The 16,205-nt window shown below is 64.5% G+C and carries 16 protein-coding genes; all 16 read left to right on the top strand.

Annotated elements, in window-relative coordinates:
• Window positions 1-13: 13 nt before the first annotated feature.
• The 16 genes from rbfA (at window position 14) to H582_RS0103360 (ending at window position 16,199) form a co-directional block, all read left to right on the top strand.
• Entirely contained in the window at window positions 14-370 is a 357-nt protein-coding gene (gene rbfA, locus H582_RS0103435; RefSeq protein ID WP_028597391.1) for a 30S ribosome-binding factor RbfA, read from the top strand.
• Window positions 367-1,350 carry a DHH family phosphoesterase gene (locus tag H582_RS0103430; protein WP_084136535.1) on the top strand — a complete coding sequence of 328 codons (984 nt, stop codon included), beginning with the start codon at window positions 367-369 and terminating at the stop codon, window positions 1,348-1,350. The genes rbfA and H582_RS0103430 overlap by 4 nt, the downstream gene beginning before the upstream one ends.
• Window positions 1,347-2,264, top strand: a complete 918-nt coding sequence (gene truB, locus H582_RS0103425) for a tRNA pseudouridine(55) synthase TruB (protein WP_028597389.1) — start codon at window positions 1,347-1,349, stop codon at window positions 2,262-2,264. The genes H582_RS0103430 and truB overlap by 4 nt, the downstream gene beginning before the upstream one ends.
• Before the next feature lie 30 nt (window positions 2,265-2,294).
• A complete protein-coding gene (locus H582_RS0103420; RefSeq protein ID WP_028597388.1) occupies window positions 2,295-3,245 on the top strand; it encodes a bifunctional riboflavin kinase/FAD synthetase in 951 nt (316 codons plus the stop codon).
• A 166-nt stretch (window positions 3,246-3,411) separates the two neighbouring features.
• The gene (gene rpsO, locus H582_RS0103415; protein WP_028597387.1) at window positions 3,412-3,681 is read left to right on the top strand and encodes a 30S ribosomal protein S15; all 270 of its coding nucleotides are present in this window, start codon (window positions 3,412-3,414) and stop codon (window positions 3,679-3,681) included.
• Window positions 3,682-3,877: 196 nt separating this feature from the next.
• Window positions 3,878-5,977: a polyribonucleotide nucleotidyltransferase gene (pnp, locus tag H582_RS0103410; protein WP_028597386.1), complete on the top strand. Its 2,100-nt coding sequence runs from the start codon at window positions 3,878-3,880 to the stop codon at window positions 5,975-5,977.
• Between the two features lie 176 nt (window positions 5,978-6,153).
• Window positions 6,154-7,137 carry a polysaccharide deacetylase family protein gene (locus H582_RS25805; RefSeq protein WP_043110851.1) on the top strand — a complete coding sequence of 328 codons (984 nt, stop codon included), beginning with the start codon at window positions 6,154-6,156 and terminating at the stop codon, window positions 7,135-7,137.
• Between the two features lie 10 nt (window positions 7,138-7,147).
• On the top strand, window positions 7,148-8,443 hold the full coding sequence (locus H582_RS0103400) for a M16 family metallopeptidase (RefSeq protein ID WP_052332938.1): 1,296 nt from the start codon (window positions 7,148-7,150) through the stop codon (window positions 8,441-8,443).
• Window positions 8,424-8,867 carry a dUTP diphosphatase gene (gene dut, locus H582_RS0103395; RefSeq protein WP_028597384.1) on the top strand — a complete coding sequence of 148 codons (444 nt, stop codon included), beginning with the start codon at window positions 8,424-8,426 and terminating at the stop codon, window positions 8,865-8,867. Before H582_RS0103400 ends, dut begins: the two co-directional genes overlap by 20 nt.
• A 257-nt stretch (window positions 8,868-9,124) precedes the next feature.
• Complete coding sequence (dpsA, locus tag H582_RS0103390) at window positions 9,125-10,024, top strand: dipicolinate synthase subunit DpsA (protein WP_028597383.1); 900 nt, start codon at window positions 9,125-9,127, stop codon at window positions 10,022-10,024.
• Window positions 10,021-10,608: a dipicolinate synthase subunit B gene (locus H582_RS0103385; RefSeq protein ID WP_028597382.1), complete on the top strand. Its 588-nt coding sequence runs from the start codon at window positions 10,021-10,023 to the stop codon at window positions 10,606-10,608. Before dpsA ends, H582_RS0103385 begins: the two co-directional genes overlap by 4 nt.
• A gap of 159 nt (window positions 10,609-10,767) precedes the next feature.
• On the top strand, window positions 10,768-11,985 hold the full coding sequence (gene dapG / locus H582_RS0103380; RefSeq protein ID WP_028597381.1) for an aspartate kinase: 1,218 nt from the start codon (window positions 10,768-10,770) through the stop codon (window positions 11,983-11,985).
• Window positions 11,986-12,072: 87 nt separating this feature from the next.
• Window positions 12,073-12,945, top strand: a complete 873-nt coding sequence (gene dapA, locus H582_RS0103375) for a 4-hydroxy-tetrahydrodipicolinate synthase (protein ID WP_028597380.1) — start codon at window positions 12,073-12,075, stop codon at window positions 12,943-12,945.
• 438 nt (window positions 12,946-13,383) lie between these two features.
• Entirely contained in the window at window positions 13,384-15,063 is a 1,680-nt protein-coding gene (locus H582_RS0103370) for a ribonuclease J (protein ID WP_028597379.1), read from the top strand.
• Window positions 15,064-15,219: 156 nt separating this feature from the next.
• Window positions 15,220-15,990, top strand: coding sequence for a ClpP family protease (locus H582_RS25800; protein WP_084136546.1), 771 nt, complete (start codon window positions 15,220-15,222; stop codon window positions 15,988-15,990).
• The gene (locus H582_RS0103360) at window positions 15,987-16,199 is read left to right on the top strand and encodes a YlzJ-like family protein (protein ID WP_028597378.1); all 213 of its coding nucleotides are present in this window, start codon (window positions 15,987-15,989) and stop codon (window positions 16,197-16,199) included. Before H582_RS25800 ends, H582_RS0103360 begins: the two co-directional genes overlap by 4 nt.
• Window positions 16,200-16,205 lie beyond the last annotated feature (6 nt).

The raw sequence follows: 16,205 nt of genomic DNA, 5'->3' as shown, positions 1-16,205 counted from the left end.
GAGGTGGTCCATCATGGCTAAAATCCGTGTCGGCCGCGTCGGGGAGCAGATCAAGAAGGAGCTCAGCCAGATCATCCAGACCGAGCTCAAAGATCCCCGCATCGGCTTCATTACGGTAACCGGAGTGGACGTCACGAACGATATGTCCCAGGCGCGCGTCTACTTGAGCGTGCTCGGGAACGACGATCAGAAGGAAGAGACGCTCAAGGCTCTGGCGCGGGGAACCGGCTTCATCCGCTCCGAGCTCGGCAAGCGGATCCGCCTTCGCCATACGCCGGAGCTGCTGTTCAAGTTCGACGGCAGCATCGAGTACGGCAGCCGGATCGAATCGCTTCTGACGAAGATCAACCGGGAGAACGGCGGCGAATGAGCGGCGGCATGCACCGCGACTTCGAAGCCGCAATGAGTTTTCTGAACGAGGGAGACGACTATTTAGTCGTCTCCCATGTTCAGCCTGACGGGGATGCGATCAGCTCGACGCTCGCCGCCGCCTGGCTGCTAGACCGGCTCGGCAAGCGCGTCGTGCTGGCGAACCAGGATCCGGTGCCGGATCGCCTTCGCTTTTTGAGCGGCAGCGAGCGGATCCTGAGCCTGGACTCGCTCGCTCCCGACCTCCGCTTCAAGCGGATCGTAGCGGTCGACTGCGCCGATTTCAAGCGGATCGGCCAGCTGTCCGAGCGGTTCGCGGAAGGCGCCGAGCTGCTCAATATCGACCATCATCCGACGAACGACGCCTACGGCGTCTGCAATCTGATCGTGCCGGAGGCGGCGGCGACGGCGCAGATCCTGTTCGAGCTGATCGCGGCATCCGGCCATGCGCTCGATGCGGCCGCGGCGGAGCTGCTGTACACGGGCTTGCTGACCGACACGGGCGGCTTCCGTTATTCCAACACCGATACCCGCGTCATGCAGACCGCTGCGCGGCTGCTTGAGGCGGGCGCGGACGGCTACCGCATCGCGGATCGGCTGCTGGAGACGATGACGCTGCCGCAGCTCAAGCTGCTGCGTCTGGGCCTCAACCGGATGGAGTTCCGGTTCGACGACCGGGTCTGCTCGATGCTCATCACGCCGGAGGACATGGCGGAGATCGGCGCCGCGCCCGAGGATCTCGAAGGGCTCGTGAACTACGCCCGCAACGTCGAAGGCGTGGAGGCAGGCGTCCTGTTGAAGGGCTTGCGCGACGGCAGCGTCAAGGCGAGCCTCCGCTCCGGCGGAACGCTCGACGTCGCCGCGATCGCCTCGGCGTTCGGCGGCGGCGGCCATATCCGCGCGGCCGGCTGCCGTCTCGAGGACGACGTTCAGATCGAGGCGCTTCTGTCCGCCATCGGGGAGGCGCTGGAGCCGAGATGAATGGAATCCTCCCGATCTGGAAGCCGGCCGGCTGGACGTCCCATGACGTCGTAGCCAAATGCCGCCGGCTGCTTCGCACGAAGCGCATCGGCCATGCCGGCACCCTCGATCCGATGGTGACCGGCGTGCTGCCGCTTTGCATCGGACCGGCGACGCGCTTCGTCGAGTACTTGCAGGAGCTGCCCAAGGAATACGAGGCGGTGCTGCAATTCGGCGTGGCGACCGATACGCAGGATCTGACCGGCGAGACGATCGCGCAGGTCGATTCGGTCGAAATCGGAGAGGAGCGTCTCCTGGAGACGCTCCTCTCGTTCGTCGGGGACATCTGGCAGCTGCCGCCCATGTACTCCGCCGTCAAGGTCGACGGCAAGCGGCTGTACGAGCTGGCCCGCGAGGGCAAGACGGTCGAGCGCAAGCCTCGCCAGGCGACGATCCACGAGCTGGAGCTGCTGGAGGCGGACCTGAGCCTCGACCATCCCCGCATCCGGTTCCGCGTGCTCTGCTCCAAAGGCACCTATATCCGCACGCTCTGCGTCGACATCGGCGAGAAGCTGGGCGTGCCCGCGGCGATGGCGGAGCTGACGCGGACCGAGTCCGCGGGCTTCCGCCGCGAGGACTGCGTCACGCTGGAGCAGCTGGAGGCGCTGCAGCGGGATGGAGCGGAAGGCAGCCCGCTGCTGGCGGCCGACCGCACGCTCTCGCATATCCCCGCCCTCACGGCGGCCACTCCCGCCGTGCGCCAGGCGCTGCAGGGCCGGCGGATTCCGCTCGACTGGCTGGACGGGACGGCTCCAGCCGGCGGCATGATCCGGCTCTACAGCCATAGCGGCCTGTTCGCCGGCCTGTTCGAAGCGGAGCCGGAGGACGGCATGCTGAAGGCGGTCAAGGTGTTCGCCCGTCCGGAAGAGGTCTGAACCTAAAGAGAAATGCAGGTGGGAGAGCAAATGGAGATCCATGTTGTAAGCTATCCGCTGGAGGTCGCGGTCCATGAGCCTTGCGCGCTTGCGATCGGCCATTTCGACGGCGTGCATCTCGGCCATCTCTCGGTCATCGAGCGGGCCGTAGCCCATGCTTCCGCCGCCGGCATCCGAGCGGCCGTCATGACGTTCGATCCCCATCCTCGCGAGGTGCTCGGGCGAGGCAGCGGCTATGCCGCCAGCCTGACGCCGCTGGAGGACAAGCTCGAGCTGTTCCGGCAGGCCGGCGTCGATGCGGCATACGTCATGCGCTTCGAGCCCGCCTTCGCCGAAATCAGTCCGCGCGTATTCGTCGACGAGGTGCTGCTGCGTCTCGGCGTCCGCCATGCGGTCGTCGGCTTCGACTTCCGCTTCGGCCATTTCGGCGAAGGCAGCGCGACCAGCCTCGGCGAGCTCGGAGCGGGCCGCTTCGGAGTCGAGATCATGCCGGCCTACAGCCGCGACGGGCAAAAGGTGAGCAGCACCTATGTGCGCGAAGCGCTGGAAAACGGGCAGGTCGAGCTGGCCGCCGAGCTGCTCGGCCGCCCGTACGCCGTGAGCGGCGTCGTCGTCCACGGAGACGCGAGGGGGCGCACGATCGGCTTTCCGACCGCGAATGTCCTGCAGGACGCCGCTTATGTCGTGCCGCGCCTCGGCGTCTACGCGGTCCGCGTCCATTTGCCGGAGCGGGACGGCCATCCGGCGGAAACGCTGCCCGCCGTGCTGAACCACGGCATGAAGCCGACCTTCAACAAGGAGAGCATCGTGCCTGTCCTCGAAGCCCATCTGCTGGACTTCGAGGGGGATCTGTACGGCCTGCGCGTGCGCATCGAGTTCCTTCATTTCCTGCGGCCCGAGCGCAAGTTCTCCGGCGTGGCGGAGCTCGTGGAGCAGCTGGGCAAGGACCGGGACCGGTCCGCCGAGCTGCTTCGGGGCTGACGGAGCATTCCGGTTTACTTTAGGCTCCGTTGATGCTATACTGTGTCATGTTGTCCAAGAGGCTTCCTCTGGATACGCTGGCCCCGGCTTGGCCGGCCGCTCTCACCGGCGGCGGCGAGGCTGACGGCGACTTAGGCAACGATAACGAATTTGGAGGTGAACATGGATGGCACTTACGCAAGAACGCAAGCAAGAGCTCATCGAAGAGCACAAGACGCATGCAACTGACACGGGTTCCCCCGAGGTTCAGGTCGCTATCCTGACTCAGAACATCGTCAACCTGACAGACCACCTGCGGACGCACAAGAAGGATCACCACTCGCGCCGCGGTCTTCTGAAAATGGTCGGTCAGCGCCGCAAGCTGCTGGCTTACCTGAAAAACAACGATGTACGCCGTTACAGCGCTCTGATCGAGAAGCTTGGCCTTCGCCGCTAGGAATGCCGCTGTAAAAGAAGCAACCTGGTTTGCAAGCTGTCCGGGATTCCGGACGAGGCGCAGCCGGGTTGCTTTTTATCATGAAGGAAACCTTACCTGCACCCATACATAATTCGTTCCCTGCCGCTCGCGCAGCTGGAGGGCAGAGGATTCGGAAGCTGCCTGTCGAATGGATTCAACAAATAGGAGGGATATCATGCACCAGGTTCAAATGACACTCGGCGGCCGCGAGCTCGTACTCGAGACCGGACGCCTGGCGAAGCAGGCCAACGCGGCGGTTACGGTGCGCTACGGCGATACCGTCATTCTCTGCACGGTGACCGCGTCCTCGGGTCCGAAGGATCTGGACTTCTTCCCGTTGACGGTCAACTACGAAGAGCGTCTTTATGCCGTCGGCAAAATCCCGGGCGGCTTCATCAAGCGCGAGGGACGCCCGAGCGAAAAGGCGATCCTGTCGAGCCGCCTGACGGACCGTCCGATCCGCCCGCTGTTCCCGGAAGGCTTCCGCAACGACGTGCAGGTGCTCAACCTCGTCATGAGCGTCGATCAGGACTGCCCACCGGAAATCGCGGCGATGATCGGCACGGGCGCCGCGCTGAGCGTGTCCGACGTTCCGTTCAACGGCCCGATCGGCGGCGTCATCGTCGGCCGCGTGGACGGCGAGTTCGTCATCAACCCGACCGTCGAGCAGGAAGAGAAGAGCGACATCCATGTCGTCGTATCCGGAACCCGCGACGCGATCATGATGGTCGAGGCCGAGGCGAACGAGGTGTCCGAGGAAGTCATGCTCGAAGCGATCATGTTCGGCCATGACGAAATCAAGAAGATCTGCGCGACGATCGACGAGCTGACCGCTCTGAGCGGCAAGCCGAAGATGGACGTCGTGCTCCATGCCGTCGACGCCGAGACGAGCGCCGAGGTGCGCGGCTTCGCGTCCGCTCGCCTCGTGGAAGCGATCCGGATCGAGGAGAAGCATGCTCGCCAGGAAGCGATCGACGCCATCAACCGCGAGACGGTGGCGCATTTCGAGGAGCTGTACGCCGACCAGCCGGAGCGCATGGGCGACGTGAAGGAAACGCTGTACGACATCGTCAAGGAAGAAGTGCGCCGCCTGATCACGCATGACAAGATCCGTCCGGACGGACGCGGACTGGACGAGATCCGTCCGATCGAATGCGATGTCAACCTGCTGCCTCGCACGCACGGCACGGGCCTGTTCACGCGCGGCCAGACGCAAGCGCTCAGCATCTGCACCCTCGGCGCTCTCGGCGATGTGCAGATTCTCGACGGAATCAGCCCGGAAACGACCAAGCGGTTCATGCACCATTACAATTTCCCTCCGTTCAGCGTCGGCGAAGCCCGTCCGCTGCGCGCTCCGGGCCGCCGCGAGATCGGCCACGGCGCTCTCGGAGAGCGCGCGCTCTCCAAGGTGCTGCCGTCCGAAGCGGACTTCCCGTACACGATCCGCCTCGTCTCCGAGGTGCTGGAGTCCAACGGCTCCACGTCCCAGGCAAGCATCTGCGCCAGCTCGCTGGCGATGATGGATGCCGGCGTGCCGATCAAGGCTCCGGTAGCCGGCGTGGCGATGGGCCTCATCAAGGACGGAGACCATTTCTCCATCCTGTCGGACATCCAGGGGATGGAAGACCATCTCGGCGACATGGACTTTAAAGTAGCCGGCACGGCGGAAGGCGTCACCGCGATCCAGATGGACATCAAGATCGACGGCATCGACCGCAGCATCCTGACGCAGGCGCTCGAGCAGGCGCGCGTCGGCCGGATGCATATCCTCGGCAAGATGAACGAGGTCATGGACAAGCCGCGCGCGAGCCTGTCGCAGTACGCGCCGAAGATCATGACGCTCCGCATCAACCCGGACAAGATCCGCGACGTCATCGGCGCCGGCGGCAAGATCATCAACAAGATCATCGAAGAGACCGGCGTCAAGATCGACATCGAGCAGGACGGCATGGTGTACATCGCTTCGTCCAACGAAGAGATGAACAAGCGCGCGCGCTCGATCATCGAGGGCATCGTCAAGGAAGTCGTCGTCGGCGAGATCTACACCGGCACGGTCAAGCGCATCGAGAAGTTCGGCGCGTTCGTCGAGATCCTGCCGAACAAGGACGGCCTCGTCCACATCTCGCAGCTGTCGACCGAGCGCGTCGCGAAGACCGAGGACGCGGTCAGCATCGGCGACGTCATTACCGTCAAGGTGACCGAGATCGACGGACAGGGACGCATCAATCTGTCCCGCAAAGCGGTCCTCACCGCTGAGACGCCAGCCGGCTCCTAGAGCCGCCGAGCAGCACGAACCAAGAATCAGAGCGTCGCCTCTGATTCTTTTTTATTGCCTTGGCGCCGCCGCGTCCCGCCGCCGAATCCGGACCTGTCCCGGAGAAATGGGCCAAGCCGCATAATCGCCTTGATCTCCTCATACATTGGGGGGAGAACAGGTGGAGGGTGAGGCAGATGAATCTCCGTGCATGGTGCGCGTCGGCCGCATGCGGGGCCGTGCTGGTGCTCGCGGCTGCGGCCTGGAGCCCGGCCGGAACGTATGTCCGCTCGCTGGGAGACGGCGAGCTGCGCGCGGCGATGGCGGCGAGGGACGCGGACCGCTCGCTGCTGGATCAGATCCGGGAGGAGGCGGCGAGCCGCTACGTGCCGCCGGTCGACGCGTCGGTCGACCGCTGGTTCCGCGCCATTCCAGGCTACGAGGGCCGGGAGGTCGACGTGGAGGCGTCCTACCGGGCGACGCTGCAGCGGCCGGAGGATGGATTGACGTTCCGCTACAAGCCGGTCGCGCCGGCCAAAAGGCTGGCGGACTTTCCGCTGGAGCCGGTCTACAAGGGCAATCCGGCCAAGCCTGCCGCCTCGCTCATGATCAATGTGGCCTGGGGCAACGAATATTTGGAGCCGATGCTCGAGACGCTGCGGCGCAACGAGGTGAAGGCGACGTTTTTCCTGGACGGCAGCTGGCTGAAGCGATACCCGGAGCTGGCGCTCAAGATCAAGGAGGGCGGCCATGAGATCGGCAACCATGCCTACACCCATCCCGACATGAGCCGGCTCGGCCCGGCGCAGCAGCGAAGCCAGATCGAGCGCACGAGCTCGCTGATCGAGCAGACGCTCGGCGTGAAAAGCCTTTATTTCGCGCCTCCGTCAGGCAGCTTCAACGCGCTCACGGTGAAGGCCGCGCGGGAGCAGGGCATGACGACGGTGCTGTGGACGCTCGACACGGTCGATTGGATGAAGCCGCAGCCGCATGCGGTGCTCGCCAAAATATCCCGCGGCCTGAAGCCGGGCTCGCTGGTGCTGATGCATCCGACCTATGCGTCGAGCCGCGCGCTTCAGGGCATCATCGATTCGGCCAAGCAAAAAGGGCTGAGCCTCGTCCCGGTGAGCGAGACGCTTTCCGAGGAGCGGCTGGACGGCGCGGTTGAGAGCGGCCGCTGATTTTGATATGATGATAGTTAAACTTCGAGGAGGAGAACCGGTGAATCTATATCGACTAAGCAACGGGCTTCGCGTCGTCGCGGAACCGATCCCGACCTGCCGCTCCGTTTCCTTCGGGATTTGGGTGAAGACGGGCTCGCGCAGCGAAACCCCGGCCAACAACGGCATCTCCCATTTCATCGAGCACATGCTGTTCAAAGGCACCGATACGCGCAGCGCCAAGGACATCGCGGATCTGTTCGACGGCATCGGGGGCAACGTGAACGCATTCACAGCCAAAGAATATACATGCTACTTCGCGAAGGTGCTTGACCTGCATCTGCCGCTCGCGATCGACGCGCTGGCGGACATGTTCTTCAACTCCCGCTTCGACGAGGAGGAGCTGGCCAAGGAGAAAAACGTCATCCTCGAGGAAATCTCGATGTACGAGGATACGCCGGACGACAAGGTCCATGACGAGGCTTCGCGCGCGTCGTACGGGGACCATCCGCTCGCCTATTCGATCCTCGGCCTGGAGGAGCGGCTGGAGGCGATGGGACCGGACGACCTGCGCCGTTATATGCAGGATCAATATACGATCGAGAATACCGTCATCAGCGTGGCGGGCAACATTGAGGAGAAGGCGCTGCTCGCGCTGCTGGAGGAGAAATTCTCGGGCATGAGCGCGCGCGGCGCCGGCCGCAGCCTGACGCCTGCGGCGTTCAACGGGCAGTATCTGTTCCATCCGAAGCAGACGGAGCAGAACCATATCTGCCTCACGTTCCCCGGCTGCTCGATCGACGACGACAAGCTGTATGCGATGGTGCTCCTCAACAACGCCCTCGGCGGCGGGATGAGCTCGCGCCTGTTCCAGGAGATCCGCGAGAAGCGCGGCCTGGCCTACTCCGTCTACTCCTACCATACCTCCTATGCGGACTCCGGCCTGTTCACCGTCTATGCGGGCACGGCGCCCAAGCAGACGGCCGACGTGCTGGACCTGACGATGGAGCTGCTCGCCGACGTCTCCGCATCGGGCCTGAGCGAGGCGGAGCTGCGCCGGGGCAAGGAGCAGCTCAAGGGGAGCCTCATCCTCAGCCTGGAGAGCACGAGCAGCCGCATGAACCGCAACGGCAAAAACGAGCTCATGCTCGGCCGCCACTTCACGATGGACGAGATCATCGAGCGCATCGAGGCCGTGACGATGGGGGACATCCGTACCGTCACCGCGCGCATGCTGGAGAAGCCTTTCGCCGTCGCGATGGTCGGAACGGAAGAAGGGCCGGCCGCGGCTCTGAGGAGGGACCGCTTTGCATCAAGTCCAATTTAAGCGGCTTCCGGGCAACGAGGACGTGCCGCTTCCGGCGCGCATGTCCGCCGCTGCGGCGGGCTTCGACCTGCACGCCGCCGTCGCGGAGCCGGTCGTGCTCCAGCCGGGAGCGCGCATCCTCGTCCCGACGGGCTTCGCGATGGCGATGCCGCCGGAGCTCGAGGCGCAGATCCGCCCCCGCAGCGGGCTCGCCTACAAGCACGGCGTCACCTGCCTCAATTCGCCCGGCACGATCGACGCCGACTATCGCGGCGAGGTCAAGGTGCTGCTGATCAACCACGGCGAGGAGCCGTTCCTCATCGCGCGGGGCGAGCGGATCGCCCAGATGGTGTTCCAGTCCGTGCCTCCCGTGGCGATCGAGGAGGCGGACGAGCTTCCCGATACGGCTCGCGGAGCCGGAGGCTTCGGCCATACGGGCAAGTGAGCCGAGCGACGCCTCTTCCATAGCCTATAGCTTAGCCGCAGCCGCGGCCGTCCTTTTACGGGATGGCCGCGGCTGCGGCTTTTTCGGGCTCGGCTGCGGCGTGATCCGCGGCGGCCCGACAGTAACCCCCGCCCGCCCTGCGGCATAAACTGCCCTATACCAGGCAAAACGGCTGCAGGCTTCGGCGGGCGGTCGTTTGCGATGGAATCGTAAGGAAGCCGTACGACGCGATTATGGGGAGAGGATGTGACGCCAGCATGCTGACCGGCGTTCAGGTGCTGCTGATCGGCGGCGATGCAAGACAGCTTGAGGTCATCCGCAGGCTGTCCGAGCTGGATGCTTCGCTTACGGTGTCCGGATTCGACGGGCTTCGTACCCTTCCCGGAGACAGCTCGGACTCCGAGCTGCGGGAAGAGCTGTTTGACAAGACGGATGCGGTGATCCTGCCGGCAGTAGGCACCGACGACGCCGGCCTCATTCCGGCGGCCTTCAGCGACAGCGAGCTGCGGCTCACGGGCGCGATGCTCGCCCGGCTGCCGAAGCACGCCACGATCTATGCGGGCATGGCCAGACCGTATCTGAAGGAGCTGTGCCGCGAGCACGGCCTCGGCCTCGTCGAGCTGTTCGAGCGGGACGACGTCGCCATCCTGAATTCGATTCCGACGGCCGAAGGAGCCGTCAAGATGGCGATCGAGCATACGGACATCACGATCCACGGATCGACCTGCATGGTTCTCGGCCTCGGCCGCACCGGACTGACGCTCGTGCGCACGCTGCAGGGGCTGGGGGCGACCGTGCTGGCCGGCGTGAACCGTCCCGAGCCGTTCGCGAGGGCGGCGGAGATGGGCGCGAAGCCTTTCTACACGCGGGATCTGCAGGATCATGCGGGCAACATCGACTTGCTTTTTAACACAATTCCCACTATGATAGTCACAGCGCAAATGATAGCCAGAATGCCTTCCCGCGCGGTCATCATCGACCTGGCCTCCAAGCCGGGCGGCACTGATTTCCGCTTCGCGGAGAAGCGCGGCCTCAAGGCCATTCTGGCACCGGGACTGCCCGGCATCGTCGCCCCCGTGACCGCTGGTCGCATCATAGCGGATTGTGTCACTCAGCTGATTTTGGAAGAGATCAGCGCGCGGGGGAATGCACAATGAACTGGAACGGACTTACGGTCGGCTACGCGCTTTCGGGCTCCCACTGCACCTTCGCCGAAGTGATGCCGCAGATTCAGCGGTTCGTCGACGCAGGCGCGGACGTGGTGCCGATCGTCACGCAGAGCCTGATGACGACGGATACCCGGTTCGGCACGGCGGCGGAGTGGAGGCGGCAGCTGACGGAGATCACCGGCAACGAGATCATCTCGACCGTCGTGCAGGCGGAGCCGCTCGGCCCGTCCAAGCGGCTGGACGTCATGCTCATCGCGCCGTGCACCGGCAATACGACGAGCAAGCTCGCCAACGCGCTGACCGACGGAGCGGTGCTCATGGCGGCCAAGGCCCAGATGCGCAACGGCCGTCCGGTCGTGCTGGCCATCTCCACCAACGACGGGCTCGGCCTCAACATGGCCAACATCGCCAAGCTCATGGTCGCGAAGAACATCTACTTCGTGCCGTTCGGCCAGGACGATCCGGTGAACAAGCCGAACTCGCTCGTCGCCCGCATGGACCTGGTGATGGAGGCTTGCGAGCATGCCCTGCAGGGCAGGCAGATGCAGCCGGTCCTCGTCGAGAGGGCGTGAGCGGAGCGGCCTGACCGGCCGGATCCGCTGCAAGCACCAACGATAGACAGCCGGCAGCGAGCTTTACGCTGGCGGCTTTTTTTACAGGCGGGGGCCGCGGTCCTCGCCTTCAAGCGGGTTTGTTCTGCTTGCATCAAGGGCAGAGAAGGGATGACATCAATGGGGGTACGGGTATTGAAGTTCGGCGGGACGTCGGTGGCGACCCGCCAGACGAGGGAGCTTGTCGTGAACCATATCGAGCGGGAGCGCGCCGCCGGGCATAAGCTCGTCGTCGTCGTCTCGGCGATGGGGCGCACCGGCGATCCCTATGCGACGGATACGCTGCTGTCGCTCGCCAAGGAAGAGGGGGGCGAGCTCGGCGCGCGGGAGCGCGACCTGCTGATGGGCTGCGGCGAGATCATTTCGGCCGTCGTCCTTTGCAGCGCGCTGGCGGCCCGCTCGATTCCCGCCGTGGCGCTCACGGGCGGATGCGCCGGCATCCTGACCGGCAGCCAGTTCGGGGAAGCTCGCATCGAGGAGATCCGCACGGAGCGGATGCAGCGGCATATGGAGCAGGGCGAGGTCGTCGTCGTCACCGGCTTCCAGGGCCAGGACGCGCAGGGCGACCTGACGACGCTCGGACGGGGCGGCAGCGATACGTCCGCGACCGCGCTCGGCGCGGCGCTGCAGGCGGAGATGGTCGACATCTATACGGATGTCAACGGCATCCTGACAGCCGATCCGCGCATCGTCAAGGATGCGAAGCCGCTCACGGTCGTCGGCTACGCCGAAATCTGCAACATGGCCCGTCTCGGCGCCAAGGTGATCCATCCGCGCGCGGTCGAGATCGCCCAGCAGGCGCGCATTCCGCTGCGCGTCCGCTCGACCTTCTCCGAGGACGAGGGCACGCTGGTCACCGACCTGCCGACCGCGCTCAGCCTCGCGTCGCCGCTCAAGGACCGCCATGTGACGGGCATCGCCCATGTGCAGGGCGTGACGCAGATTTCCGTCCGCACCGTCGACGGCATCGCCGACACGCAGCTGCAGGTGTTCCAGTCGATGGCGCGGCATCATATCAGCGTCGACTTCATCAACGTCACGCCGGCCGGAGCGCTGTATACGGTCATGGACGACGACGCGCCCAAAGCGACGCGCGTGCTGCAGGAGCTCGGCTTCGAGCCGGAGACGGTGAGCGGCTGCGCCAAGGTGTCGGTCATCGGCGGCGGCATGCACCGCGTGCCCGGCGTCATGGCGAAGATCGTGGAGGCGCTTGCGGAGCAAAGCATACCGATTCTGCAGTCCGCCGACTCCAACACGACGATCTGGGTGCTCGTCCGCGAGGAGCATATGGGCAACGCCTTGCGGGCGCTGCACGCCAAGTTCGAGCTGCATCTTTGACAGCAATCATCGCCATCAGGCATACTTATCATTCATTGGGGCTGGGTGCGGGAGCGGGAAGCCGCCTATGCCGAGGAGGGTACCTTCATGGATTATGGCAGACTGATTACAGCAATGGCGACTCCGTTCACTCCGGAGGGCGCGGTCGATTGGGAGACGGCCGGCAAGCTCATCGACGAGCTGATCGACGTCCAAAAGAGCGACAGCATCGTCATCAGCGGCACGACGGGCGAATCGCCGACGCTGACCGACGAGGAGAAGCTCGAGCTGTTCCGCTTCGCCGTCGCCCGCAGCGCCGGGCGCGCGCGCATCATCGCAGGCACGGGCAGCAACGACACCGCCCATAGCATCCATCTTACGGCGGCGGCCGAACAGGCCGGCGTCGACGGAGCGCTGCTGGTCGTCCCTTATTACAACAAGCCGAGCCAGGAAGGCCTCTACCGCCACTTCAAGGCGATCGCCGAATCGACCTCGCTCCCGGTCATGCTGTACAACGTTCCCGGACGCACGATCGTCAGCATGAGTCCGGAGACGACGATCCGGCTCGCGCGCGACGTCGCCAACATCATCGCGACCAAGGAATGCCATTCGCTGGAGTATGTGGCCGCGATCATCAGCGGCGTCTCGGACAGCTTCCGCGTCTACACGGGCGACGACAGCGCGGCGTTGCCGGCGCTGGCGGTCGGCGCTCACGGCGTCGTGAGCGTAGCCTCGCATATCGCGGGCAGCCGGATGAAAGCGATGATCGACGCGTTCCTCGCCGGCCGCACGGCCGAAGCGGCCGAGCTGCACCGGAGCCTGCTTCCGCTGTATCAGGGCTTGTTCGCGGCTCCGAGCCCGACGCTGGTCAAAAAGGCGCTGGAGCTCAAAGGGCTGCCCGTCGGAGGCGTGCGCCTGCCATTGATTGAAGCGGACGAGGCCGAGACCGAGACGCTGAAGCGGCTGCTGGAGCGGTACTGAGCCCTTCGCTTTGCCAGCGGCACTGAATTTATTCCGGACTTATCCATCGCCAGCCCCGCCGGGGCTGGCTTTTTTGCGCGTTTCCGGACGGAATTCCGGCGCTTGGACGGAAGGGGTTGAGCTTCGGCTTGTGTTCCATCTTTTGCATCATGTATAATATTCCTAAATGACTGGTGCGGCAAAGTGAATATGGCTTCGACCCCATTCGCGCGGCGGATGGGTGGATCCGTGCATAACGTTGCATGTATTTGGTCGTACCCCGCATGGAAGCGGTTTTCCGGCCGCGGTTCGGCGCTTTGGGATCGACAGGAGCGGCACGAGCTCCGGCTTCCGTCTTCTTTGCGGAGACCGTCCTCGAGGGGGGGCGAGCCGTTTCGCGGCTTACACGATTCGTTCGATCGTTAACTATTTCACATATATTAGGAGGTAAGATTTCCCTTGTCCAAAAAGAATCCCCAAGACAAGCTGCTCGTCTTCGCCCTAGGCGGCGTAGGCGAGATCGGCAAAAACATGTATGTCATCCAATACGGCAATGACATCGTCGTCGTCGACTCCGGCCTGAAGTTTCCCGAGGAGGACATGCTCGGCATCGACATCGTCATTCCTGACATCACGTACCTGACCGACAATCGCGACAAAGTGCGCGGCATCATCATCACCCACGGCCATGAGGACCATATCGGCGGCTTGCCGTACGTGCTGCGCCACCTGAACGTGCCGGTCTACGCGACCAAGCTGACGCTCGGCCTCATCGAGGGCAAGCTCAAGGAAGCCGGCCTGCTCGGCGAGACGAAGCGCATCCTCATCAACGCCGACTCCGTGCTAGAACTCGGCTCGATCACGGCGAGCTTTTTCAAGACGAACCACAGCATTCCGGACTCCGTCGGCGTCTGCCTCGACACGCCGGAGGGCACGATCGTCCATACCGGCGACTTCAAGTTCGACTTCACGCCGGTCAACGACCAGTACGCCGACCTGCAGCGCATCGCCGAGATCGGCAAGCGCGGCGTGCTGGCGCTGCTGTCGGACAGCACCAACGCGGAGCGTCCGGGCATGACTCCTTCGGAAAGCAACGTCGGCGTCGAGCTGACGGAGATCTTCCGCAAGTCGCAGCAGCGCGTCGTCGTCGCGACGTTCGCGTCCAACGTCCACCGCATCCAGCAGGTGTTCAACGCGGCGATGGCGACCAAGCGCAAAGTCGCGATCGTCGGCCGCAGCATGGTCAACGTCGTGACGATCGCCGGCGAGCTCGGCTATCTCAACATTCCTGAAGGCATGATCATCGAGCCGGAGGAAGTGAACAAGATGGCGGCCGACCGCGTCGTCGTCCTCTGCACGGGCAGCCAAGGCGAGCCGATGTCGGCGCTGACGCGCATGGCCCGCTCGACGCACCGCAAGATCGACATCCTGCCGGGCGACACCGTCATCATTGCGGCGACGCCGATCCCGGGCAACGAGCGCGACGTAGGCCGCACGGTGGACGAGCTGTTCCGCCTCGGCGCCAACGTCATCTACGGTCCGGGCTCCGTCTCCGGCGTCCACGTATCCGGCCACGGCAGCCAGGAAGAGCTCAAGCTGATGCTCAACCTCATCAAGCCGGAGTACTTCATGCCGATCCACGGCGAGTACCGCATGCTCCGCCAGCACGCCAAGCTGGGCGAGGCGGTCGGCGTCGATCCAGACAAGATCTTCATCTGCGACATCGGCGATACGGTCGAGTTCCAAGGCGGCGTCGGCCGCAAAGGCTCCAAGGTGCCTTCCGGCAACGTGCTCATCGACGGCCTCGGCGTCGGCGACGTCGGCAACATCGTCCTGCGCGACCGCAAGCTGCTGTCCCAGGACGGCATCCTCGTCGTCGTCGTCACGCTCAGCAAGCAGGACGGCACGATCAAGTCCGGTCCGGACATCATCTCCCGCGGCTTCGTGTACGTCCGCGAGTCGGAGGGCCTGCTCGACGAGGCCAACCGCATCGTCACGACGACGCTGCACAAGCTCATGAACGACAAGGTCAACGAGTGGGCTTCGCTCAAGACCAACGTCAAGGATGCGCTCGGCCGCTTCCTTTATGAGCAGACCCGCCGCCGCCCGATGATCCTGCCGATCATCATGGAAGTATAATTGAAATGCGATCCGCCTGCCTCCATTCCGGAGGCAGGCTTTTTCGTGCTCCCAAGGCCGCGTATGGGGCGATGCCTCCCGCCTCATACTAGACAGGCAATCCAAGGGAGAAAAAGGAGGAGATGACGCTTGAACGAGCAATCCACCGGCGCGCGCATGGAAGCGGAGCCTGCGGCGGCGATCGACAAGGCGAAGCTCGACGCGATCCAGCAGCTGGGGCAGATGGCGGTGCCGGCCGCGGACCCGTCCAATGTGTTCTGCATGTCGATCATCGGCCAGATCGAGGGCCATATGGTGCTGCCGCCGCAAAACAAAACGACGAAGTACGAGCATCTGATCCCGCAGCTCGTGGCGGCGGAGCAAAGCAGCAAGATCGAGGGCATCCTGATCGTGCTCAACACGGTCGGCGGCGACGTCGAGGCGGGCCTCGCGATCGCCGAGATGATCAGCTCGCTGAGCAAGCCTGCCGTTACGCTCGTGCTCGGCGGCGGCCATTCGATCGGCGTGCCGATCGCGGTGGCGGGCGACCGTTCGTTCATCGCCGAGTCGGCGACGATGACGATCCATCCGATCCGGATGAACGGCCTCGTCATCGGCGTGCCGCAAACGTTCGAATACTTGGAAAAAATGCAGGAGCGGGTCGTGCGCTTCGTCACGTCGCATTCGCGGGTGCAGGAGAAGACGTTCAAGGAGCTCATGTTCAAGATGGGCGAGCTGACGCGGGACATCGGCACGACCGTCATCGGCGAGGATGCCGTGCGGCATGGGCTGATCGACGAGGTCGGCGGACTCGGCAAGGCGCTCGCGGCGCTCAACGGGCTCATCCAGGAGCGCAGGCCGAAGGCAAGCGCGGCTGCGGCGCCGTTCGCGCCTGCCGCGCCGCTGACGGCTGCGGCGCCCGCAGCGGAAGGCGGACTGCCTCAATGACCCTCTACACGATCATGCCGCTGGAGCTCGTCCTGAACGGAGCGGATGCCGAGCGGGAGCCCTGGCTCGAGGCGCGCCTGGACGGCGTGCTGCTGCAGCTCGAGCCGCTCGAGCCGGGCTGGGGAAAGGTCGTCCGCATCGTCGACGGCCCGCTGGAATGCTACCTGGACCCGAGGTTCCAGCCGGGCTCGGTGCTGCCCGTCCGATAGGAACAT

It is taken from the genome of Paenibacillus pasadenensis DSM 19293 (genome assembly GCF_000422485.1).
Lineage (GTDB): Bacteria > Bacillota > Bacilli > Paenibacillales > Paenibacillaceae > Paenibacillus_O > Paenibacillus_O pasadenensis.
The sequence above is the reverse complement of the archived record's forward strand: the minus strand, read 5'-3'. Positions and strand labels throughout refer to the sequence as shown.